The sequence below is a fragment of the Flagellimonas chongwuensis genome (genome assembly GCF_013376415.1).
Lineage (GTDB): Bacteria > Bacteroidota > Bacteroidia > Flavobacteriales > Flavobacteriaceae > Flagellimonas > Flagellimonas chongwuensis.
The window spans coordinates 20,251-43,733 of record NZ_WYET01000009.1 but is presented as its reverse complement, the minus strand read 5'-3'; the positions used below and the strand labels follow the sequence as shown (position 1 = coordinate 43,733).

The window sequence follows — 23,483 nt, the reverse complement described above, 5'->3', positions numbered from 1 at the left end:
TTAAACTGAAATCCTTTACAACTGATGAAATGTGAATATAAAGAAATGACACGAAAAGTGTTTATGCAATTCTTTCGTGATGACGAAAAGCTGAACACCCTTACTGCGGATGACAGAGTTGAGATTTTCATGCATATATTACCTGGAGGCTCTGATATAACAAAAAGTCTTTTGAATGAATTAATATGTGATTACCAAGTTCATAACCTAAAAATAAGCCAAATTAAATAATGACAAAGTCAAGTGTTTGGACAAGAGAAAAACAATTGCAGCATTTAATGTTTACTGTAAAATTCCATTCATACAGTATCAATACAGATTCTAAAATAATCAAATATGCCTGTATTATAATGCGCATTTGACATGATGGTTGACAATTTTGGCTGAATAGATTCTGAACTACTGCCCACATCCGCATCTCAAAGGAGTGGTTGCGATATTGAACTCATAGTGTTTATTAGTTTTTCATAGATTTGAGGACATAGCTAGAATTACTTTTAGTAATTTGGGTTATATATAAAACCTCATATGAAACCTCCTAAATGGCATCGGGATGAAATCATTCTCGCTCTCGACCTATATCATAATATAGAGTCAAGAGAAATGGACAGTAAAAATCCCAAAGTAATAGCAGTCTCTGAAATACTGAACAAGCTTCCCATTCATAAAGAAAGAATTGACAACTTAAAGTTCAGAAATCCAAATGGCGTGTCCATGAAGCTAAACAACTTTAAGGCAATTGATCCAGAATATGAGGGCAAAGGAATGGATAGATACAGTAAATTGGATGAAGAAATTTTCTTTGAATTCAAAAATGATGTAAAGAGATTACATGGGATTGCTAATCAAATAAAAAATACCATTTCCAACTCAGAATTGACTAAAAACTTGAATAGAATTGACAATGATGAGGAAGATGACGAACCAAAAGTAAAAGAAGGCAAAGTAATTTATAAATTACATAAATATAGAGAGCGTAATTCAAAACTTAACAAAAGAAAAAAAGATGGCTATTTAAAAAAACATGGGAAACTAGATTGTGAGATATGTGGATTTGATTTCTTCAATATGTATGGTGAATTGGGAAAAAGATTTATGGAATGCCATCACAAAACACCTTTATCCGAAATAGAAGCGGAAACAATTACGAATATGAGCGATTTAGCCTTGGTTTGTGCGAATTGCCATAGAATGTTACATCGTGAACTAACCACCTTAAGTATTATCGAATTAAAAACTCTCATAAATAAGACAGCTAATAACTCTCACTAAACTTTAATTCCTAACTAGGTTAAATCTCCAGCTAGCGCAAGCCTCTTGGCTCGTGACCAGTACAACTTCCCACAACCTTACTAATTCAATAATGGAACGAGCGTAACGCTCGCACCAGAAATAGACTTGAAATAATAATTTTCGGAGAAATCATTTTCTTAGCTCCAAAGTTATCTTTCTTAAAGCGGTAACCACATTTCTAATATCATCTCTGGAAAAAGCGTCCCCCTCCACATAAAAAAGCATTTCAATACCTAAGTCCAAAACCTCGGCCAGTTCCGCAGGAGAGGCGTAGGCATCTTCAAACAATTCAGAAAAAAATATAACCCTAGTATTTTTATCAAAATCCTTCATTGTCACAAGAAAATATGACCCTAAAGTAGTTGATAATTTTAATTTGTCATAATATACTATGACGATTCTTTTATTTTATCTGGTCAATTTTGTTTTGTTAGGACGCATTCAATGTTGACAAAGCAGGAATTATCAATAAAAATCGGGAATCGAATCAAACAGCTCAGAAAGGACAAAAACATTTCTCAAGCTGAGTTGGGAAGATTATGCGGTCGCGACAAACAACATATCGAACTCATCGAAAACCACAAAGTTTCAGCGAACACTTACACGTTATACACAATTGCAACTGCACTTGAAATTGAGTTTATAGAACTGTTCAAGTTTTAATTCTAAAAAATCAAACCCATGAAACCCATCATCACCCTATTCGCCGCACTATTATTTGCCAGTTGTGGCGAGCAAGCCAAAAAAGAAACCACCGAAAAAGAAGAAGAAAAGACCGTGAAAGAAACCGAAGCCATCGATTCACCAAAATTGCGCCACGTAGTATTGTTCAAATTTAAGGAGACCTCATCCGAAGAAGAAATACAACAAGTGGAAGAGGCTTTCAATGCCCTGCCATCAAAAATTTCGGAAATAAAAGGATACGAGTGGGGCATGAACAACAGCCCAGAGAATTTGAACAAAGGACTTACCCATTGTTACTTTTTGACGTTTGATAGCGAAGCTGATCGCGACACTTACCTTACCCACCCCGACCATGTGGCTTTTGGAGACATTGCAGGCCCGCATATTGCCGATGTAACTGTTGTGGATTACTGGACCAAATAATATTGATCAGACTCCCATCGATTTAAAGAATACGGACAACCTCAACAAATAAAACCGCCATCAGCTTTGGGGCAAACTGATGGCGGATAATGTTTTTAAACCTCCAATACGGCATTTTCGGTTCCAGCATAATCGTTCCATTGGTAACGATCGGCCTCACCATCGTTGGTATAGTTGCCGTCTATCAAATATCTAAACTCGTAGCTGTTCTCCACAGGTAGTTCGAACGTACCCTTAAAGGTTCCGTTCTTTAATTTCTTTAAGCCGCTCTTTTTGGGATTCCACTTATTGAAATCGCCAACTACTGCAACGGTCTCTGCCTCATCTGCAGGAACTGTAAAAGTTACTTTGCAAACAGGCTTGCTCTTCAGGTATTGTTTTTTAATTGCCATGGTACCGAAATTTTTAATTTCAATACAAAACAATACATAAAACCATTTATTTACAATTAGTTAGAACCGATTTATCAATTTGATAAAATCCACCTAACCGCAATCTTACTTTTAGCAAATTAGATCGGCGTTTTTTACCAATTATGATTTTGATGCCCAGCGTTTTATAAGTGTCGCTATCACATCTATTTCCTCCTCGGTATTGTAAAAATGAAAGCTCAAACGGATGCCTCCCCCACGTGGTGAAGCCACCACATTTTCCTCTGTTAGCCTATTGAACAGCTTATCGTCTCCCTTAATATTGAATATGGTACTGTGCTGTTTTCTTTTAGTTACCGAAGGCTCCAGTAAATCAAGCTCGGTAAAAGCCGACATTGCCTTTTTTGATAGTTTTTGCAGTTGTGCCTGTACATTTTCCAAGCCTATATCATCCAAAAATTTAACGGCAAACTCAAGACTCCCGAAATTCAGTGAATCCAAATGACCAGGTTCCAAGAATTTACAGAACGTAATACTGTTCCGTTTGGAAGCATCGTTGTTTACGGAACCATTACCGATGCCCCTAAGCTCAAACTGGTCCATTACGGCATCCTTTACCAAGAAAAATCCGTTACCGTAGCCGGCCAACATCCATTTATAGGCACTGGCCCCCAAAATATCGATACCGGATGCTTCAAAATCGAACGGCTCCGTCCCGCAGAATTGTGTGCCATCGGCAAGAATCATCAGGTCGGGAAACTCCTTTTTCAAATCTTTCAGAAAATCAAAATCAATACGGACCCCATCTACCCATTGCACCAAACTGAGCGCGAGAATATCAATATCGCCCTTCTTGACCTTGAGATGGATGTTCTCCTCCATATGCTCATCGGCATCCACATGGTCAAGTTCAAACCCTCTGGTCTCGAACGGCCAGTTGACACTTGGATAGTCCTTATTTACGAGCAATACTTTTTTATCCTTTGGCAACCCCTCCAGCAACAAATTGAACCCCAGCGTAAAATTGGGCACCAAGGCCACATTCTCGGGCTTGCAGTTAAAAAACTTCCCAACCGTCTTCTTTATTTCGGGCATATGGGCAAAGCCCTTGTTCTTCATTTCACTTCCGCCAATCAAAAAGTCAAGATCGTGTCCTTGGCGCCACTCCATCAAATCTTCGCTCAACAGTCCTGCGGACGCAGTATTGGCATAAACACAATGATTGAGTACTGGAAATTTTTTTCTTAGGTTTTGCATGTCGGGATTTTTGGATACAATTCGATTATCTTTGTTGATAAAGATAGCCATTCCATGTTGTCATTTGGTAAAAAGAAGACGTCCGAAATAGATTTACAGCAGCACGAACTTTTGGAGAATGCCCATAAGCGCACCAAACAAAAGAAACAGTTGTTCTCGCACTTCGTGATTTTTTTGATCGGCAGTATTTTTTTGATTCTGGCCAACAAAGTCCTTAAATACGGTGAAGCCTACGATTGGTCCATTTGGATCGTATTGGCATGGGCTTTTTTGGTCGCGCTGCATACATTCAATGTTTTTGTCACTCATAAATTTATGGGGCAGGATTGGGAACGCCAGCAGCGCGAGCGATTGGTGAACCTTCAAAAAAAGCGTATCGGCGAAATCCAAAAGGAAATTGAGACAGATTTTCCCATTTCCAAAATCAATAAAAAAAAAGATCAATGAGAAAATTGATCATTATTGCGGCCGCGGCCGAAAACAATGCCCTTGGCAAGGACAACGACTTGGTGTGGCATTTACCGGACGATTTTAAACGTTTTAAAAGTCTGACCTCGGGCCACAAGATAATTATGGGCAGAAAAACTTTGGAGAGTTTTCCCAAACCCTTGCCCAACCGAACCCATATTGCCATTACCAGAGACGAGGACTATGATCCGAAGTTCCCCTGCACCATTGTGCATTCATTGGCGGATGCAATTGCGCTGGTAGAGGACAACGAGACTGCTTTTATTATCGGGGGCGGAGAAATCTACAAGCAATCCATGGACCGTGCCACGGATATTGAATTGACAAGGGTTCATGGGACTTTTGAAGCGGATGCCTTTTTTCCAGAGATTGATGAAGAACAGTGGAAACTGGTAAAAGAAGAACATCACCCAAAGGATGATAGGCACGAATATGATTTTACCTACCTCACCTACAAAAGAAAATAGGGTTTAAAAATCCATAGAAGATATCTGAGCAGTGGGGTCGTTGACCAAATCTTTCAAAACTTTTACATCGGCATTGGTGTAAAAAAGATGTTCAGGACTATGATTGACCTTAGTTAGTAAGTTGTTCCGTTCCAAGACCGTTTTGGTCTGACGGGCCACGGCTTCACCGGAATCTATGATATTGACATTGCTTGGCAATATTTCCTTCAGAACTGGAATAAGGTAGGGATAGTGCGTACACCCCAGCACCAGACAATCTATATTCTCCTTTAGCATTGGATTCAGGAATGTTGCCAATAGGCTTCTCATCTCTTGGGAGTCAATCTCACCTGCTTCTATAAGCTCTACCAAACCCTTACCTTCTTGCTCCAAGACAGTGATGCCCTCAGCAAAGAGTTTGGAGGTATTGTGGAACAAACTGCTGGATAGGGTTCCCTTGGTCGCCAACACCCCAACCTTTTTTGTTTTGGTCTGGAGGGCCGCCGGTTTAATTGCCGGTTCTATTCCGATAAATGGCACATCAAAATTCAAACGAAGATGATCTATAGCATTTGTTGTGGCGGTGTTACAGGCCACTACAATGATTTTACAGTCCTCCTTGAGCAAATACTCCGTATTCTTTATACTGAGCCTTAAAATCTCTTCTTTTGACTTTTCTCCATACGGGGCATTGGCACTATCCGCCAAATAGATGGTATTCTCGTAAGGAAGCATCTTGGCCACCTCTTTCCAAATGGAGGTTCCCCCTACCCCTGAGTCAAAAATTCCTATTGGTTTTGGCATGCTTAAAAATAGTGGCTTAAATTTTTATGGCATAAAAAAACCGCTTTAAAAAAAGCGGCTTTCAAATAAAATATTATTGACGGCAAGGTTTAGAAACCCAACTCTTTTTTTACATCTGCCAAAAGGTCTGGACCTTTGGATACGATCAAGCTCAATCCTGGGCTTGCATCGATTACATAATCGTAACCTTTTGCCGCTGCAACTTTCTCGATTGCTGCTTTTGCCTTTTCAGAAATAGGTGCAAACAATTCTTGTTGTTTCTTTTGCATTTCCTGCATGGCAGCTTGTTCAGCCTCTTGGATATTTTGCTGAAAACCTTGTAGTTCAACAGCTCTTTGCTCGTTTTCTTCCCTTGTTTTGGAAGTTGCTTCGTTTTCGTATTGTGTATACTTGTTTTGAAGCTCGGTCATAGAGCTTTGGATATCCGCTCTGTAAGTTTCTTGTAATTTCTTCAATTCAGCTTGTGCAGCCTTCATCTCCGGCATATCAGACAATAATTGCTGTACATTAATGTGTGCAATCTTGCTCTGAGCATTTACAAAACCAGTAGCCGCAACAAACAATACTAGGGCTACAGCGATTCTTTTTACATTTTTCATGATTCTCAACGTTACTTTTTTGACTTTAAATTTAGTGTTTCAATATAATCTATCCTATTGAATCCTTTTGTTGTTCTTGCGCTTTTTTTCGCTCTTCCAATTTGGCTTTTCGCTGGGCTTCGCGCTCCTCCAATAATTTTCTCCTTCGTTCTTCGTACGCTTTCTTGCGTTCTTCCCTTTCTTTTAACTTTTCAGCTCTGCGCTCATCGGCAGCCTTCTCTCTTTCTTCAAGGGCTTCCTCGGCTTGCTCTTGCCTTTCCCTTAGTGCATCGCTTATTTGATCTTCCTCTTCTTGGAACTGTTCCAAACGGTTTTGTTCCTCTTGTTTTTTGTTGGAAGCACTTATTTTTCTGGTGCGTCCTATCTCCCTTAAAACCAAGTCACTTATGTCGTGTCTTTTTTCGGAGTACAACATTACAACATCTGCGGATTTATCAAAAATAAAATCGTATCTTTTATTGGCTCCGATTTTTTGTACTTCGTTGAACACTTGGTCCTGGATGGGCTGTATCAACAGTTGTTTTTGAAGGACCAAATCTCCTTGCGGTCCAAAACGATTCTGTTGGTAATCCAACATTTCCTTTTCCAATAGCTGTATCTCTTCTTCCCTCTCCAAAATCAGTTCGTCGGTCAAGAGCACTTTTTCCGCCATCAAATCTTTTTTCATTTGTTCGACAACGCTTTGCTTCAGTTCGATTTCCTGCTTCCACTTTTGGGCCTTATCGTTCAACTGCTTAGTGGCATCCCTGTACTCTTCCACATTTTCAAGGATATACTCCATATCCACATAACCTATACGAACGCCCCGTTGGGAAAGCCCGTAAAAGGATGTCAGCAAAACGACTAATGTTAAAAGAACTTTGGTATTCATCTTTGATTCCGCATTTTACATAGAAAATATCGTGCCAAAATTACTAATTTATTCAAAATGAACTATTTGAAAAATAATAAAGAGGCGTTTTCCATAAATTAAAACTGCTGCCCGATGATGAAGTCCGTTTACCGATTACTTGCCCCATATTGAATCCTGATTTTGCCATTGCATTTAGCTTTTCATCAGAATTGATTCCAGAGAGTATAGATACCGGCCCAAAAATATGTAGCCCCACTCCGGCAGATCTTTTTAACTGAAACGGATTAAAGTCATTAAAATTGTTGTCCAATGATAAAGTGTGTCTGCCAACCACTAGGTCCGGCATTTGGTCTAACGTTATCTGCATCAAAACCATATCCAAAATCAATCCCCAAAAGACCGAACGCCGGCATAAAGATTCTTAGACCTGCACCTGCCGACCTTTTTAGTTCAAATGGGTTTAGGTCCTGGAAGTTATTGAACGCGTTACCTGCTTCCAAAAACGTTTGTACGTAAATGGACGCCGATGGTTTTAAGGTCAACGGGTATCGAAGCTCCATGGAGTATTTATTATAGATGACGCCACCTTCTTGTTGTTGTGACCGTCTAATCGGGTTATACACTGAAAAGGCCAACGAACTGTTCTCGTATCCACGGAGCTGCACCACATCCCTACCATCCAAACTAAAGTTTCCTAGACCGTCGCCCCCGACATAAAAACGCTCGAAGGGCACATCCCCAATATCATTATTATAAGAACCTAAGAAACCGAACTCGGCATTGGTTCGTAAAACAAGCTTATCCACTATGTTTGTGTACCAATCCCCCTTAAATTTTACTTTATAGAACTCCAACCACTTAAAGCGTTCCTTTTCTATCTCTCTCAATTCATTGGCCTCCAAAGTAGTCAATTCTCTTTCTATAGAAATATCCCTTAATTCTTCCCTACGGTTTCTTAACGATTTAAAATCTTTGTCACCAAAGAGCGAATAAGGCGGTGTGAATTTTGCCGTTAGTTCAAAATTGGAACCCGTCATGGGGAAAATTCTACTGGGACCTTGGGAACTTCTGGAAATACCAAAAGTGTATGTCAATGAATTAGAGCTACCGTTACCAAAGTTAAATAGTCCCAAATCATAATCATCGAACTTATAATATTGATAACCCACGGAATGGGAAATCGTAAAGAAATCATCCGGCCATTGAACCCTTTTCGCCAAACCGGCAGATACTCCCGTAATGGAGAATCCACGATCTTTCTGCACATCCAATCTTCCATTTTGATCATATCCCGTAGCAAACTGTTGTGTTCTGGACAGCGACATGTTAAACCTTACCGGTTTTTTACCACCCAACCATGGCTCGGAGAAGTTCAAGCTATAGACACGGAAGGTCCTACTGGCCTGCAAACGCAGGGCAAAGGTTTGTCCGTCCCCCATTGGTACGGGTTTGTATGCTTCCTTGTTGAAAATGTTCTTTAAAGAGAAGTTGCTGAAGGAAAGTCCCAACGTACCGATGAAACCTCCACCACCGAAACCACCTTGAAGCTCAATCTGGCTGGAACCGGATTCCACCAAGCTATAGTTCACATCCACTGTACCCGCATTAGGGTCTGGGTTTTGAATGTCCGGCACAATTTGTTCTGCATCAAAAAATCCTAGCTGACCTAATTCCCTTATTGTTCTAACAATATTGGACTTGCTGTATTTTTGACCTGGCCTTGTTCTGATTTCCCTGTAAATTACATGGTCATTGGTCTTGTCGTTACCAGAAACCGTTACGTGATCCAAGAAGGTTTCTTTTCCTTCTATGATTCGTATTTCAAAATCGATGGTATCATTTACAGCTGAAACCTCGACCGGGTTGATACTGGAGAAAAGATAACCATTGTTCTGATACAAGTTTGTTAAATCGGATGCATCCGGGTCAGAATCATCGGCGATACGTTTTTTCAACATTACACCATTATAGGTATCTCCTTTTTTGATTCCGAGTACTTGACTCAACATTCTATCAGTATAGACAGAGTTACCTACAAAATCGATTTCACCGAAATAGTACTTGTCGCCTTCTTCTACCTTAATCGTAAGCTCAATGTTCTTCTCGTCCAGTTTCACAAAGGTATCGGACAATACACGGGCGTCCCTATACCCTCTTTCTGCATAGGTATCAATTAAGTTATCGAGGTCTTCTTGGTATTCTGCCTCAATATATTTGGATTTCTTCCAAAAACGATAAAACTTTTTCTTTTTGGTTTTCTTCAGGGATTTGCGGAGCCTTTTGTCCGATAGTTTTTCGTTGCCAACAAAGTTGATGTCCTTAATTTTTACCTTATCACCTTTATTTACATTGATGACCATGTTCTGCACATTGGTACCCGTGGTATCCGCAGTTGTAGCAATGCTCACCTTGGCATTCAAGAACCCTTGTTTTTTGTACTTGTTCTGAAGATAGTTCTTGGTATTGGCAATCAAACTCTCGGTGATTTTCTTTCCTTTCTTAAGGTCTGTGTCGTCGATAATATCTTCAACCTTACGCTTTTTGACCCCATAAACCGTTACGTTGTTCAAAGTAGGCCTTTCGGTAATGCTCAGTTCCAAAAATATTTTATCGTCTTCAATGTTGGTGTAGAACATTTCCACATTGCTGAACAAGTCTAGATTCCAGAGCTTTTTGATCACTGCACTTATTTCATCGCCGGGCACCTTAATGGGCTGCCCTACCCTTAAACCGGTGTAGCTCTTCACGGTCTGCTCATTGTAGCTCTGTAGGCCAGTTACGGTCAACCCTCCCAAAATGTATTGCTTGCCTTCTTCAAAATCGGTCTCTTGGGCAATACCTTGGGCTGAAAATAAAAATAGTGGGATAATAAGGGTTGAAAGGATGATGTTTTTGATACCCTTAGTTAAGTTGTTCGCTCGTTTTTCCAAATCGTCGTTCTCTGTTTTGATAACTTAATATGGCCTCTACCAAATGGTGCTCTCTAAAGTCGGGCCAAAATACATCAATAAAATATAATTCGGCGTATGCTATCTGCCAAAGTAAAAAATTACTTATTCTACATTCGCCGCTTGTGCGTATAAGTAGGTCTACATCAGGCAAAAAGTGCGCGTAAAGATGTGTATTTATAACTGTTTCGTCAATATTTTCGGGGGAAATTATGTTATTTTTAACTTTGACCGCAATCTCTTGTACCGCTGTTTTTATCTCCTCCCGCGAGCCATAGCTCAATGCGAGCGTAAGTGTCATACCCGAATTATTTTCGGTTTTTGACATTACTTCGGTAAGTTCCTTATAGACTTTTTTGGGCAGTGTGTCGATTTTTCCGATGGCCTTCAACCTAATATTATGCTTGTTCAAGGTTTTCAACTCTCTTTTAAGAGCGTTTACCAAAAGCTTCATCAAGGTTTCTATCTCGGTCTTTGGTCGATTCCAGTTTTCTGTGGAAAAGGCGTATAGCGTTAAAAAAGGAATCTGGAGCTTTGCACAGCTCTCCACGGTTTGGTTTACGGATTCCACCCCGTTCTCGTGCCCGAACATACGGAGTTTCCCTCGTTGTTTTGCCCATCTACCGTTGCCATCCATAATTATGGCCACGTGCTGCGGTAGTTTTTCTTTGTCTACGTCCTCTAGTGTATGCATTTTATTGAAAACAATCCTGGCAAGGTTTACGTCCAAAGGTATACGTTAATGTAAAACCTGTAAAGACGTACCAGTCGTCGCTCAATATATTCCCGAATCGGAATTGCTCAAAATTGGAACCTTCTGGGTTACTTGCGTCCAAATTGTCCGTAAAAGTATATCTGGCCCCAATTTCGGCTCCAAGAATCAAGAATTGATTTAAACGATACTTAGCCCCAACCGTCATTGGAATTGCAAAACTACCGTCTTTTTGGTTAATATCCTGCATTTGAAGGGCATCAATGTAATTAAAATCGTATCTGAAGTAGGTCACACCCGTGTACAAGTAAGGCGTGAAGGCGGGTCCGAGCTTATGAAGGTTGTATTCAACAAAGTTGATTTCGAGACCTGCGGAGAACTCCAAAATGGAATTATCCACCACATATCCTCTTTGCTGTCTGGATTGCATATGGGATTTATTGTCGTCGGCAGTTACTTCCCCGTAGAGCACACTGGCCCTCCAAGCATAGCGTTTTCCCGCATTCCATTTGAATATTCCGCCAAAGGCAGGTCCGGAAGGCAATATATAATTAGTCCTTCCCACATCGCCTATCATATTGGCACCACCGGCAAATACTCCTATCTCATACGTCTGTGCGCTCATCTTCATCACACAGCATAGAAAAACAGCCAAAACTATCCGCATACTATCCAAAAAGTTACTAGAGTTAAGAGTAAAGGAAGATCTATAGATAAATGTTTACTATTGCTTTCCCTTGTAAAACAGTTTTTCGCTCCTTTTATTGTTTTTGATGGTATCAATTCCGTCTATCTTCCCCCCAAAGCAATTTGTTGCGTAAAGTTTTCAGAAAACTTTCGGATTTGTACTCAATCATTTTGATGGTGAAGTCCGCTTTTTTGATTCGGATTTCCTTGCCATTGGAAATGTCGGCGATACGGGAGTCCAAAGAAACCAAATGCGTCTCTTCCCTTCCTGAAACCTTCAATCTTATCTGTGTGGTATCGGAAATCACGAGTGGACGCGCATTAAGGTTGTGCGGTGCAATAGGCGTAAGCACCAAAGACTTTGCCGAAGGTGCGATTACTGGGCCGCCACAGCTCAAGGAGTATCCGGTAGAGCCCGTAGGCGTGGAAACAATCAATCCATCGGACCAGTACGAGGTCAAATACTCATCATCCAGCCACGTTTCTACGGTAATCATGGAAGTGGTATCCTTTCGACTGACGGTTATTTCGTTCAACGCAAAATTGAGCCCGTTGAACTCCTCTAGTTCCGAATTGAGTTCTACTTCCACCAAGCTACGTTCCTCAACGGTATAGTGTCCAGCTTCAAACTCGGTTACGAGCTTTCGGACATTTTCCTTTTTAAAGGTGGACAGAAAACCCAATCGCCCTGTATTGACACCCACAATGGGGATACCATAGTCCTTTATATAGGTAACGGCGCGCAACATAGTTCCATCCCCACCAAAGCTCACGAACATATCAAAAGAGGAATCCAATCCTTTGGATTGGTTGAACGTCCCCTTAACCTGTGTTTTGGTGATGGTAGCCACGAGTTTATTGAAGTTCTCCTCTACATAAACCGCTGCATCCAACTTCTTGAGTTCGTCCAAAAGCTCCTCTACACAAAGCTGGTCCTCCTTTTGAAAAGACAGACCGAATATGGCTACCTTCATACTAAACGTTAAGATATTTTTCCAGATAGTCGGAACGTTGTTTCAAATCCTCTATAAATTGGTCATCACTGTTTCCGAACACGATGGTGTAGTTGTACCGTCTAAAGGTTTGGGCCACCTCGTTCAAGCTCTGCGTTCCCACCTTCAAGGTAATCTCAACAATATCGTTCTGTGAATCGGTGATAAATGCCCCCAACAAACGGGCATTATTACCTTCAACAATTTGTGCTATCTCACTAAATGAATAATCCTTGATACCGATGGAGACCACCAAAATGGCGCCCGGCTCCCTAAAGAAAGGAGTATCAATAAATACATCGACCACATCTTCAAGGTCGTAATACCCAACTATCAAACGGTCTTCGTCCAGCACCGGAAGCACATTGGCCTCGTTTCTGGAAAACATTTCCAAAACATCCAACCAAGCTGTTTCCTTTACCACAAAAAAGTCCTCCATCTCAAATCTAAAATCATCAACCTTTTTTTCAGGCTCAAAACAGGCCAGGTCATTTTCGGACAACAATCCCAAATATGTACCGTTCTCGGTTACCCCAACATGGGAACACGTAGTCTCCTCAAAAAACTTAATAACGTCCTTCAAAGTTTCCGAAACCTCAAAAATGGGAATCGTATTGATTATTTTGTCTTGGATGTACATAACAAATCTATTAGGTGCAAAATACTAATTTAAAATGGCAAAAGGCATGCCGAATTCTTATTTTTGACATTCTAAAAACAACTACATGACAAAGTTGAGTGTCAATATAAATAAACTGGCAACATTACGAAATTCTAGAGGCGGCAATGTACCCAACCTGATAACTTCCACCAAGGATATTGAATCTTTTGGAGCGGAAGGCATCACCATACATCCACGCCCCGACGAAAGGCATATACGCTACCAAGATGCACGAGACCTTAAAAAAGTGGTGACCACGGAGTTCAACATCGAAGGGAACCCGGTCCCAAAATTTATCGACCTAGTGCTTGAGGTAAAACCCACACAGGTCACCTTGGTACCCGATGCCGAAGACGCCATTACCTCCAACGCTGGTTGGAACACGATAAAACATAAAGATTTTTTGGTCGATGTGATCAAGACCTTTAAGGAAAACGGCATTCGCACCTCCATATTTGTAGACCCTGACCCCTCAATGGTAAAGGGAGCTGCCGAGACAGGCACCAATCGCATAGAACTCTACACAGAAAGCTTTGCCCATGAATTCGCCAAGGGCAATAAAGAAGGCGGAATAGCACCTTTTGTTGAAGCGGCCAAAATGGCACACGAAGTTGGGCTTGGACTCAATGCCGGGCACGACCTCAGCTTGGACAACATCAAATTTTTCAAAGAACACATCCCACATCTATTGGAAGTATCCATAGGCCACGCATTGATTTGTGAATCCTTATATCTTGGCCTAGAAAATGTGGTGAACATGTACTTACATAGATTGAAATAATGGAGATATTACATTCTAAAATATTGGGAGAAGGACAACCTTTTATCATTCTACATGGTTTTTTGGGCATGTCCGATAACTGGAAGACATTGGGAACCCAATATTCCGAAAACGGGTATGAGGTACATCTGATAGACCAACGTAACCATGGCAAAAGTTTTCATTCCGAAGAGTTCAACTACGATGTGCTCAGCGAAGACGTTATCCGATATATGGACCATCACAATATAGATTCAGCTTACGTGATGGGACACTCCATGGGCGGCAAAACAGCTATGCAATTGGCCACTTCAAACCCGGACAGGGTAACCAAATTGATAATTGCCGACATTGCGCCGAGGTATTACCCACCCCATCATCATTTTATCTTCAACGGACTTTCCCACTTAGATTTCGACAAGATTTCGGATAGACGGGAAGCGGACGAAGAGCTTTCCAAGCACATCAAAGAAAAAGGCATCCGCCAGTTCTTGCTCAAGAACCTGTATTGGGAAGAAAAAGACAGATTGGGTTTCCGCTTTAATTTTGACGTCCTTAAAGAACGAATGGAAGAAATTGGAGAGAACATTTCCTCCAATGCCGTATATGAGGGACCAACGCTATTCTTACGCGGAGATCGGTCAGAATATATCCAACCCGATAATTTTGCCGAGATAAAAAGACACTTTCCACAAGCCGAAATAGAAACCATTGACAAAGCTGGACATTGGTTGCATGCCGAAAACCCAAAACAGTTCTACAACAAGAGTCTTGCGTTTCTGAATTCTTAAATTTCAACCCTTTTTATTATGCATGCATAATTTTTTCAGCTATTTAATTGTCTGTATGACAAATTTGATATAGATTTGGTTAATTCTGGTTCTTACCACAACAATTAACATAAACTAACTGTAACAGATTTTTTGATATGAAAAAGTTTTATGCCTTTCTCCCATTTCTAGGCTTATTCTTGATTGCATGCGAAGATGATACAACCCCACCCGAAACAACTGGCCCAGACCCAGTTGAATATACATCAGGATCTGCGGATTTTTCCAACTACGTAGCTGTAGGGAATTCTCTCACCGCAGGTTTCTCTGACAATGCATTGTTTGAAGACGGACAAAAGGCGTCCTTTCCGAATATGTTGGCTGCAAACTTTGCCCTTGCTGGAGGCGGAAGTTTCGAAATCCCCTTTATGGCGGATAATCTAGGAGGAATGACTCTTGGCGGAACCCAAATAGCTGGTAATAGATTGATATTATCCTTTTTGGGCGAAAGTCCAAGCCCTGTTCCCGTTGAAGGACAAGGCACTACTGATGTAGCCGTTAAATTGCCCGGCACATACAACAACATGGGCGTACCCGGCGCTAAAAGTTACGAATTGTTGGCTCCCGGATATGGTAGTGTAACCGGCGTGGCCATGGGAACTGCCAATCCTTATTTTGCGAGATTCTCCTCTTCGGAATCCGCAACCGTTATAGGTGATGCAGCCGCACAAGGAGCAACCTTTTTCACCGTTTGGGCAGGCGCAAACGATATTCTGCTCTATGCCACGGGAGGAGGGACAGGTGTTGACCGAGCCGGGAACGTAGACCCTAGCACCTACAACAGAAATGACATTACCGACCCCAATGTGTTTGCAGGATCATTGGATGCGATACTACAGGCGATGACCGCCAACGGGGCAGATGGCGCCATTGCCAACCTACCTAATGTAACGGACATCCCATATTTCACTACGGTTCCACACAACCCAATTCCATTGGATGCAGCTACGGCAGCTTACCTGAATAGCGCCGAAGCATACGGTGCATACAACGCCGGCTTAGCGCAGTTGCAACAACTTAGCATTATCACCGAAGAAGAATTAGAAAAGCGAACCATCTCTTTTGCCGCAGGTGAAGGAAATGCCGTAGTAATTATTGATGAAGACCTCACTGACCTGACAGGATACAACCCTGCATTGATCAACATGAGACAGGCTACGGCGGACGACCTGATGGTGCTAACTTCAAGAACTTTTATAGGCACACTTGATAACCCAGACATCCCAACATCGATAAACGGTGTTGCGGTTCCTTTGGCGGACAAATGGGTCCTTACCCCAGAAGAGCAGGCCATTGTGGAAACCGCTCTTACAGCTTACAACCAAACCATAGCAGGTTTGGCAACAGCCTATGACCTTGCATTTGTAGACGCCAATGCCTTATTGGCCGAACTTAACGCCAATGGATTCCAACAAGCTGACGGAAGCGTTGTGGACGCAACTTTTGCCACAGGAGGAGGTTTTTCTTTAGATGGGGTCCATCCAGCACCTAGAGGGTATGCCATTGTGGCGAATGCATTCATAGAGGCAATCAATGCCAAATATAGCTCTAATCTTCCCGGAGTAAATCCTTTGGACTACACCGGTTTGTATATTGACTAAACAAACATTATTTTACTTATCTTAAAGGCACCGAATTTCGGTGCCTTTTTTATTTGCAACAAACTATTTATCAAACCTATGAAACTTATCTTAAGATTATTATTAAACGCATTGGCCGTAGTGATATTGAGCTATGTGCTACCTGGCGTAGGCGTGTCTTCCATGTTCACAGCAATTATCGTGGCAGTAGTATTAAGTTTACTCAACTTTTTGGTAAAACCGATTCTAGTCATCCTTACCTTGCCCATCACCATTTTGACCTTGGGACTTTTCTTATTGGTAATCAATGCTATAATTATTTTATTGACCGCAAATCTGATAGATGGATTCCAAGTCGAGAGTTTTTGGTGGGCCATCATATTTAGCCTTTTACTCTCCTTTTTGCAGGCAATTTTGCACTCCGTTTTAAAAGAAGACCAGTAGAAATTCTATGGTTTGAAAGTCAACGGTTTAAAAACTTGGCAGCAAATCAAAAAAGAGTTACTTTTGCATCCCATTTTTAGAAAGCAAATTAGGTAGGAAATGAATATAACCAAAGAGCAGATTGACGATCTTAATGCAGTAGTAAAGGTTGCCATAAGCAAAGAAGACTATCAGGATAAAGTAGAAAAAATCCTTAAAGATTATAGAAAACAGGCCAACATTCCTGGTTTCAGAAAAGGACAAGTTCCCATGGGGCTTATCAAAAAGCAGTATGGCAAGGCTGTTTTGGTGGACGAAGTGAACAAATTGCTTCAGGACAATCTAAACAAATACCTTACCGAAGAAAAATTGGATGTTTTGGGAAATCCACTCCCAAAGCAGCAGGACAACTTTGATTGGGACAAAGACAATCTTGATTTTGAATTTGAATTGGGATTGGCACCAAGCTTCGATGTAAACTTGAAGACCAAAAAAGCGGTGACCCAATATAAAATTGTTGCCGATAAAAAAATGATCGAGGAGCAAGTGGAACGTATTCAAAAGCAATACGGAAAATTGATTTCCAAGACCGAAGTGGGAAAGAAAGACGAGATTACTGGCTTCTTCGCCAACGAAGAGCAAGAAATCGACCACAAGACCACTCTTGAAATGGACAAGATCAAAAGCAAAAAAGCAATTGATGCACTTGCTGGAAAAAAAGTGGGCGACAAAGTTACCCTGAATACCAAAGGTCTTTTTAAAGAAGACTATTTGCTATCAAGCGCCTTGGGCATTGCCCGTGACAAGGCAGAAGACCTAAAGGTCGATGTAACTTTTACCATTGAAGAAATCAACGAAAGAGAACCTGCCGCTTTGGACCAAGAGCTTTTTGATAAATTGTTCGGTGAAGGAAAGGTTACTTCTGAAAAAGAACTAAAGGATAAAATCAAGGAAGATTCAGAAAAGCAGTTCGAGCAGCAGTCCGACCAAAAACTGTTGAACGACATCACTGAAAAATTGATCGAGGAGACCAAATTCGAACTTCCTGCAGAATTTTTGAAGAAGTGGATTCAAATCAGTGGAGAAAATCCTTTGACCGCGGATGAAGCCAAAGAAGAATTTGAAAAATCCGAGCAAGGTCTTCGTTATCAATTGATCGAGGGTAAGATTATCCAAGAAAATGAACTTCAGGTCCAGTTTGATGAATTGAAGGAATTCGCCAAAGGATTCATCAAGTCACAAATGGCACAGTACGGCCACATGGACCCAAAAGAAGAAGAGTTGGAAAGTGTTGCAGCTAGGGTAATGAGCAATCAGGACGAAGTAAAAAGATTGTCCGAACAATTGATGAGCCAAAAACTTTTGGACCTTTACAAAGAAAAGGCTAACCTTAAAGTGAAGGAAGTCTCCTATGACGACTTCATCAAGGAAGCATATAGCTAAGGCTTCGCTAAAAGAAAATTAAGTATCTTTACGGTGCCGGAAAGCTAATTTTTCGGCACCTTTTTTTTAAGATAAATCGACTAAAATCCTATGGATTACGGAAAAGAATTCAAAAAATATGCTACCCAACATCATGGTATAAACAGTATGTACTATGATAAGCTCATGAGTACCATGTACCCAATGAACATGACCCCGAACATTATTGAGGAGAGGCAATTGAATGCTGTTGCCATGGATGTCTTCTCCCGATTGATGATGGACAGGATCATTTTTATGGGAACGGGAATCAATGATCAAGTGGCCAATATTATACAAGCGCAACTACTGTTCTTGGAAAGTGCCGATGCCTCCAAAGACATCCAAATCTACATCAACTCCCCAGGCGGAAGCGTTTATGCAGGTTTGGGCATTTACGACACCATGCAATTCATAAAACCAGACGTGGCCACTATTTGTACAGGAATAGCAGCTTCAATGGCCGCGGTGCTTCTCTGCGCTGGTGAAAAGGGCAAAAGAAGCGGACTTCCACATTCAAGGGTAATGATTCATCAGCCCCTTTCGGGAGCCCAGGGCCAGGCCAGCGATATTGAAATTGCAGCGCAAGAAGTGCTCAAGATCAAAAATGAGCTATATGAGATTATTTCCAAGCATTCCGGTCAAACCTTCGACAAAGTATACGAAGACAGCGACCGCGACTACTGGATGAAGGCGCCAGAAGCCAAAGAGTATGGTATGATTGATGAAATATTGGTCAGAGAAAAATCTTAATTCAAACCAATTGACTAAAAAACAACCACTTAACGTAGAACAATTTCATTTTTTTTACGTTATTGTCGGTTGAAGATTGAATTTATATGGCAAAGGAAAATTTGGAATGTTCTTTTTGTGGTAGAAAAAAACCGGAAACGAATCTATTGATAGCCGGTTTGGATGCGCATATTTGCGATAGATGCATAGAACAGGCCCACAGCATTGTAGCCGAAGAGTCCAAACAGACCAAAAATCAAGACCTCTCCTCCGAACTGGTCCTAAAAAAACCTATGGAGATCCATGAGTTCTTGGACACTTTTGTGATTGGACAAGAAAGAACCAAAAAAGTAATGTCCGTAGCAGTATACAATCATTATAAAAGATTGTTGCAGCCCAAGGGCAAGGATGAGGAAATCGAAATCCAAAAAAGTAACATCGTAATGGTAGGTCAAACCGGTACGGGAAAAACCCTTATCGCCAAGACCATTGCCAAAATGCTGAACGTGCCTTTGGCCATTGTAGATGCCACAGTGTTAACCGAAGCTGGCTACGTAGGCGAGGATGTGGAGAGTATTTTGACCCGTTTGTTGCAAGCCGCCGATTATAACTTGGAAAAGGCGGAGCGCGGCATTGTATTTATTGATGAAATTGACAAAATCGCCCGAAAGAGCGACAACCCTTCCATTACTCGGGATGTATCCGGTGAAGGTGTTCAGCAAGGGCTGTTGAAACTTTTGGAAGGGACCACCGTAAACGTTCCACCCAAAGGGGGCAGAAAACACCCCGACCAAAAATTTATCGAGGTCAACACGGAAAACATTCTGTTCGTTGCAGGTGGTGCTTTCGATGGTATAGAACGTATTATCACCAAACGCTTGAACATGCAAGCGGTAGGTTATAGCGCTTCCAAGGCGGAAGAAAATTTGGACCAAGAAAATATCCTACAATATATCATCCCCAAAGATTTAAAGGAGTTCGGGCTAATTCCAGAAATAATTGGAAGACTCCCCGTGCTTACACACATGAATCCTTTGGATGCAAAGACCTTACGTGCCATTTTAACAGAACCCAAGAACGCCATCATCAAGCAGTACGAAAAACTGTTTGCCATGGATGATATAGAATTCACCATCACAGAGCAAGCATTGGACTATATTGTTGAGAAGGCCGTAGAGTACAAACTCGGGGCGAGAGGATTGCGCTCCCTGTGCGAAGCTGTCTTTACCGACGCGATGTTCACATTGCCCAGCAGCGATGAAACGGAATTCAAGGTCACTAAGGGTTATGCAGAGAAAAAACTCTCTTACGAAACCGTGAAAAAATTAAAAGCAGTCTCTTAGACTGCTTTTTTTGTGACATTTTCCAATAGTTCCAAACTTACTTCGGAGATGATTTTCTCGTCAGAATAGAGTGTATGTCCAAAATTGGGCACAATCCTAAGGTTGGCTGCCGCACTTTTGGCCCACTTAAGACCGGGTTTCCTTTTATCGCACTCACCGAAAATTAGCTGTACGTTAGTAGTAAGTGGTGTTTGCTCTTCCGATTCAAGACCAATTGCGGAAATCGCAGTAATTGTTTTTGCCGGTAAGCCTTTCAATGATGCTTTATAAACCACTGTTGCCCCTACACCAAAGGCTAAATAATGGGCTGGTTCATTTTCTTTCCTGATCAAGTTGGAAACAGCCCTTTCAATTCCATTGTCTTCAAAAAAAGCTTTATCAATATTTTCTTCAGAAGAAATGGAGACATCCACATTGCCCAATTGCTGACAATCGTGGAAAACAATATCGTAGTATTGTTGTAAATAGCCAAAATATGATGCTATCCAAAGGCCTTTTTTTGCACCCCATTTATCTGAGATTACAACAAGTTTTTCTGCCATGATTTAATGGTTTTGTGTTTGATAAAAGATTTGATGAGGGGAATTTCATTAATAAACGTCGCAAATCCTCTTTTATTTGTTCAAAAGAAACCTTTCCACGACGAACGGGGCAAATCTACGAAAACGTTTTCGTAAACCGCAAATAAAGTTACATTTTAAAGCAATTACAGATTATTGGGCATTCATGACGAGTAATTCTTCGATGCAGCCACGCTCATTGGAGAGCCTGGGAATCTTATGCTGTCCGCCCAATTTATTCTGGGATTTGAGCCAATTATGGAACAAGTTTTCCCGCGCTACGTGCACTTTGGGCATCTTTAAAGTAATGTTGTTATAGCGTTTGGCTTCGTAATCGGAGTTAAGTGCTTTTAGCGCATTGTCCAGCATTTCTGTAAAATAGGCAATATCTGCGGGCGGCCTTCTAAACTCAATGATCCATTCGTGCGCACCTTTTTCCTTATCCGTCATAAAAATAGGTGCTGCCGTATAGTCCATAATTTCCGCTTCGGTCTTTAGGCAAACCTGTTTTAAGGCCTCTTCCGCATTTTCTATGATAAGTTCCTCTCCAAAAACATTGATATGGTGCTTGGTACGACCCGTGATTTTGATTCGATACGGATTTTTGGAGGTAAACCGGATGGTATCTCCAATTTTATAGCGCCACAACCCGGCATTGGTGGTTATCACCATGGCATAGTTGACTCCCAATTGGACATCCCACAGCGGAATGGCCTGCTCGCCTTCCCCATTGACACCCATCGGAATAAATTCATAGAAGATGCCATAGTCCAACATCAACAACAGCTCATCAGAATTATTTTGATCTTGGATTCCGAAGAAACCTTCCGAGGCATTATAGGTTTCATAAAAGTTGAACTTTTTCCGGGGCAACAGTTTTTTATATTGATTCTTATAGGGTGTGAAACTTACTCCCCCATGAAAATAAACTTCCAAGTTTTCCCAAACCTCGAATAAATGCGTTTTCCCGGTTTTCTCCAAAACCTGATTGAGCAGCACCAACATCCAAGAAGGAACACCTGCCAAACTGGTCACATTCTCGCGTATACTTTCCTCTATGATTGCCTCCAGTTTGGATTCCCATTCCGTCATTAACGACACCTTGTTGCTAGGTGTACTGCTGTATTCGGCCCAAAGGGGCATATTATCAATCAATATTGCAGATAGATCTCCAAAAAAAGTCCCATTATCCTCATAAAGTTCCTTGCTACCGCCCAACCTCAAACTTTTCCCTGTAAACAACTGAGAGTTTTCGTTGTTGTTCAAGTAGAGGCATAATAAATCCTTGCTCGATTTATAATGGCAATCTTCCAAAGCCTCTGTACTTACTGGGATAAACTTACTTTTAGCATTGGTTGTTCCACTACTCTTGGCAAACCATTTTATGGATGTTGGCCAAAATAGGTTCTGTTCCCCCCTACGCGTACGCTCTATCAGTGGGGCAATATCCTCATAAGCTACAATCGGCACCCTGTTCCTGAACTCCTCATATTTGGGAAGGTCTTTGAACCCATATTGTTTACCAATCATGGTATCCTGTGAAAAATCCAGAAGTTGTCGCAATACCTCATCCTGAACATCCAAAGGATACTTTAAAAAAAGCTCTATTTGGTGGTAGCGCTTTCTTAATAACCAAGAAGCAATGGAATTGAATAAAGGTATTGGCATTTTAGGTATATTTAACCAATAAAGTTAAGGTTAGTACAACTGCTAAAATAGCTTTTCTAACACTCATTTTCAAATAAGACAAACACATTCATTTCATTATGTTATACGAAGGAGTCCTAAGAAAGATGCGAACAGAAATAGGGAGCCCAATCCAATATTTTTTGGTTTTCGAGAACGATTTTATCAATATGAACCAGGGGCTGAACAGGGAACTTCAGATTGATTTTATCAAATTTCAATGCTTGAACTGTGGCGAGGACAGACCTATCTACCGACAGGGTTTTTGTAAAACCTGCTTTTATGAAACGCCCCGTGCCGGAGATTGGATCATGAAGCCCGAATTGAGCACGGCACATCTGGACAAAGAGGACCGAGACCTTGAATATGAGAAAAAGATGCAGTTGCAGCCCCATATTGTGTACTTGGCCAACTCGAGCAGTATTAAAGTTGGTGTTACCAGAAAATCACAAGTCCCCACTCGTTGGATAGATCAAGGTGCACATGAGGCCATAGAGATTGTGGAGGTACCCAATCGCTATTTGGCAGGAATTACCGAAGTGGCCCTAAAAGATCATGTTAGCGACAAAACCAGTTGGCGGAAAATGCTCCAGAACGATATTGAGGACGTAGACTTGGTGGAGTGGCGCAACAAATTAAAAGCAAGCATTCCCGAGGAAGCCTTGGATTATTTTTTGGATGACCGAGAAGAAACCAACCTTGAGTTTCCCGTGTTAAAATATCCAGAAAAGGTAAAAAGCCTGAATCTTGACAAAACTCCAAGCTATAAAGGAACTCTCAAGGGCATAAAAGGACAGTATCTTATTTTTGAAGACAATACCGTATTCAATGTACGCGGTAGCGAAGGATATTATGTAGGCATCAATTTTAGCTGATTTTAATCCCTAAAATCCCAGTACCGAAACCATAC

Annotated in this window: 26 protein-coding genes; 13 read left to right on the top strand and 13 right to left on the bottom strand. The window is 41.2% G+C overall.

Annotated features, from left to right (window positions below):
- Positions 1 to 528 precede the first annotated feature (528 nt).
- Positions 529 to 1,272 (top strand): HNH endonuclease, encoded by a 744-nt coding sequence (locus tag GUA46_RS15200; RefSeq protein ID WP_176621200.1) that lies wholly within the window; start codon positions 529 to 531, stop codon positions 1,270 to 1,272.
- Between the two features lie 150 nt (positions 1,273 to 1,422).
- Here the strand turns inward: GUA46_RS15200 and GUA46_RS15195 are convergent, their stop codons facing one another.
- On the bottom strand, positions 1,423 to 1,626 hold the full coding sequence (locus GUA46_RS15195) for a hypothetical protein (RefSeq protein ID WP_176621173.1): 204 nt from the start codon (positions 1,624 to 1,626) through the stop codon (positions 1,423 to 1,425).
- Between the two features lie 111 nt (positions 1,627 to 1,737).
- Here GUA46_RS15195 and GUA46_RS15190 point away from each other — a divergent pair, with 111 nt between their 5' ends.
- Entirely contained in the window at positions 1,738 to 1,956 is a 219-nt protein-coding gene (locus GUA46_RS15190) for a helix-turn-helix domain-containing protein (RefSeq protein WP_229418525.1), read from the top strand.
- A gap of 18 nt (positions 1,957 to 1,974) precedes the next feature.
- Entirely contained in the window at positions 1,975 to 2,400 is a 426-nt protein-coding gene (locus tag GUA46_RS15185) for a Dabb family protein (RefSeq protein ID WP_176621199.1), read from the top strand.
- A 95-nt stretch (positions 2,401 to 2,495) separates the two neighbouring features.
- Here GUA46_RS15185 and GUA46_RS15180 read toward each other — a convergent pair whose 3' ends face one another.
- Positions 2,496 to 2,792 (bottom strand): isoamylase early set domain-containing protein, encoded by a 297-nt coding sequence (locus tag GUA46_RS15180; RefSeq protein ID WP_108244834.1) that lies wholly within the window; start codon positions 2,790 to 2,792, stop codon positions 2,496 to 2,498.
- A gap of 141 nt (positions 2,793 to 2,933) precedes the next feature.
- Complete coding sequence (locus GUA46_RS15175) at positions 2,934 to 4,028, bottom strand: aminotransferase class V-fold PLP-dependent enzyme (RefSeq protein WP_176621198.1); 1,095 nt, start codon at positions 4,026 to 4,028, stop codon at positions 2,934 to 2,936.
- A gap of 54 nt (positions 4,029 to 4,082) precedes the next feature.
- Here GUA46_RS15175 and GUA46_RS15170 point away from each other — a divergent pair, with 54 nt between their 5' ends.
- Positions 4,083 to 4,475 carry a 2TM domain-containing protein gene (locus tag GUA46_RS15170; RefSeq protein WP_176621197.1) on the top strand — a complete coding sequence of 131 codons (393 nt, stop codon included), beginning with the start codon at positions 4,083 to 4,085 and terminating at the stop codon, positions 4,473 to 4,475.
- Positions 4,472 to 4,963, top strand: coding sequence for a dihydrofolate reductase (locus GUA46_RS15165; RefSeq protein WP_176621196.1), 492 nt, complete (start codon positions 4,472 to 4,474; stop codon positions 4,961 to 4,963). Before GUA46_RS15170 ends, GUA46_RS15165 begins: the two co-directional genes overlap by 4 nt.
- Before the next feature lie 3 nt (positions 4,964 to 4,966).
- Here GUA46_RS15165 and murI read toward each other — a convergent pair whose 3' ends face one another.
- The 8 genes from murI to GUA46_RS15125 form a co-directional block, all read right to left on the bottom strand.
- Positions 4,967 to 5,746 (bottom strand): glutamate racemase, encoded by a 780-nt coding sequence (gene murI, locus GUA46_RS15160; RefSeq protein WP_176621195.1) that lies wholly within the window; start codon positions 5,744 to 5,746, stop codon positions 4,967 to 4,969.
- Positions 5,747 to 5,835: 89 nt separating this feature from the next.
- On the bottom strand, positions 5,836 to 6,345 hold the full coding sequence (locus GUA46_RS15155; RefSeq protein WP_108244838.1) for an OmpH/Skp family outer membrane protein: 510 nt from the start codon (positions 6,343 to 6,345) through the stop codon (positions 5,836 to 5,838).
- Positions 6,346 to 6,394: 49 nt separating this feature from the next.
- Positions 6,395 to 7,216 (bottom strand): OmpH/Skp family outer membrane protein, encoded by an 822-nt coding sequence (locus GUA46_RS15150; RefSeq protein WP_176621194.1) that lies wholly within the window; start codon positions 7,214 to 7,216, stop codon positions 6,395 to 6,397.
- A gap of 275 nt (positions 7,217 to 7,491) precedes the next feature.
- Complete coding sequence (locus GUA46_RS15145) at positions 7,492 to 10,128, bottom strand: BamA/OMP85 family outer membrane protein (protein ID WP_108244840.1); 2,637 nt, start codon at positions 10,126 to 10,128, stop codon at positions 7,492 to 7,494.
- On the bottom strand, positions 10,100 to 10,840 hold the full coding sequence (locus GUA46_RS15140) for an isoprenyl transferase (RefSeq protein ID WP_176621193.1): 741 nt from the start codon (positions 10,838 to 10,840) through the stop codon (positions 10,100 to 10,102). The genes GUA46_RS15145 and GUA46_RS15140 overlap by 29 nt, the downstream gene beginning before the upstream one ends.
- 1 nt (position 10,841) lies before the next feature.
- Positions 10,842 to 11,525, bottom strand: coding sequence for a type IX secretion system protein PorG (porG, locus tag GUA46_RS15135; RefSeq protein ID WP_176621192.1), 684 nt, complete (start codon positions 11,523 to 11,525; stop codon positions 10,842 to 10,844).
- A 112-nt stretch (positions 11,526 to 11,637) separates the two neighbouring features.
- The gene (locus tag GUA46_RS15130) at positions 11,638 to 12,519 is read right to left on the bottom strand and encodes an NAD kinase (RefSeq protein WP_176621191.1); all 882 of its coding nucleotides are present in this window, start codon (positions 12,517 to 12,519) and stop codon (positions 11,638 to 11,640) included.
- A 1-nt stretch (position 12,520) separates the two neighbouring features.
- A complete protein-coding gene (locus GUA46_RS15125; protein WP_176621190.1) occupies positions 12,521 to 13,177 on the bottom strand; it encodes a CBS domain-containing protein in 657 nt (218 codons plus the stop codon).
- A gap of 85 nt (positions 13,178 to 13,262) precedes the next feature.
- Between GUA46_RS15125 and GUA46_RS15120 the strand changes: the two genes are divergently transcribed.
- The 7 genes from GUA46_RS15120 (at position 13,263) to clpX (ending at position 20,327) form a co-directional block, all read left to right on the top strand.
- Entirely contained in the window at positions 13,263 to 13,979 is a 717-nt protein-coding gene (locus GUA46_RS15120; RefSeq protein WP_108244845.1) for a pyridoxine 5'-phosphate synthase, read from the top strand.
- Entirely contained in the window at positions 13,979 to 14,749 is a 771-nt protein-coding gene (locus tag GUA46_RS15115) for an alpha/beta fold hydrolase (protein WP_108244846.1), read from the top strand. The genes GUA46_RS15120 and GUA46_RS15115 overlap by 1 nt, the downstream gene beginning before the upstream one ends.
- Before the next feature lie 137 nt (positions 14,750 to 14,886).
- Entirely contained in the window at positions 14,887 to 16,389 is a 1,503-nt protein-coding gene (locus GUA46_RS15110) for an SGNH/GDSL hydrolase family protein (RefSeq protein ID WP_176621189.1), read from the top strand.
- 78 nt (positions 16,390 to 16,467) lie between these two features.
- Positions 16,468 to 16,812 carry a phage holin family protein gene (locus GUA46_RS15105; protein ID WP_166246891.1) on the top strand — a complete coding sequence of 115 codons (345 nt, stop codon included), beginning with the start codon at positions 16,468 to 16,470 and terminating at the stop codon, positions 16,810 to 16,812.
- 99 nt (positions 16,813 to 16,911) lie between these two features.
- Positions 16,912 to 18,234 carry a trigger factor gene (tig, locus tag GUA46_RS15100; RefSeq protein ID WP_176621188.1) on the top strand — a complete coding sequence of 441 codons (1,323 nt, stop codon included), beginning with the start codon at positions 16,912 to 16,914 and terminating at the stop codon, positions 18,232 to 18,234.
- 90 nt (positions 18,235 to 18,324) lie between these two features.
- Positions 18,325 to 19,005 carry an ATP-dependent Clp endopeptidase proteolytic subunit ClpP gene (gene clpP / locus GUA46_RS15095; protein WP_108244850.1) on the top strand — a complete coding sequence of 227 codons (681 nt, stop codon included), beginning with the start codon at positions 18,325 to 18,327 and terminating at the stop codon, positions 19,003 to 19,005.
- A gap of 86 nt (positions 19,006 to 19,091) precedes the next feature.
- Positions 19,092 to 20,327, top strand: a complete 1,236-nt coding sequence (clpX, locus tag GUA46_RS15090; RefSeq protein WP_108244851.1) for an ATP-dependent Clp protease ATP-binding subunit ClpX — start codon at positions 19,092 to 19,094, stop codon at positions 20,325 to 20,327.
- Here the strand turns inward: clpX and GUA46_RS15085 are convergent.
- Together GUA46_RS15085 and GUA46_RS15080 are read right to left on the bottom strand one after the other, a co-directional pair.
- Positions 20,324 to 20,869 (bottom strand): hypothetical protein, encoded by a 546-nt coding sequence (locus tag GUA46_RS15085; RefSeq protein WP_218109572.1) that lies wholly within the window; start codon positions 20,867 to 20,869, stop codon positions 20,324 to 20,326. The genes clpX and GUA46_RS15085 overlap by 4 nt on opposite strands.
- Before the next feature lie 171 nt (positions 20,870 to 21,040).
- Positions 21,041 to 22,555, bottom strand: a complete 1,515-nt coding sequence (locus tag GUA46_RS15080; protein ID WP_108244853.1) for a GH3 auxin-responsive promoter family protein — start codon at positions 22,553 to 22,555, stop codon at positions 21,041 to 21,043.
- Between the two features lie 98 nt (positions 22,556 to 22,653).
- On the opposite strand from GUA46_RS15080, the gene GUA46_RS15075 reads away from it, so the two are divergent.
- Positions 22,654 to 23,448 carry a DUF2797 domain-containing protein gene (locus GUA46_RS15075; RefSeq protein ID WP_176621187.1) on the top strand — a complete coding sequence of 265 codons (795 nt, stop codon included), beginning with the start codon at positions 22,654 to 22,656 and terminating at the stop codon, positions 23,446 to 23,448.
- The last annotated feature ends 35 nt before the right edge of the window (positions 23,449 to 23,483 follow it).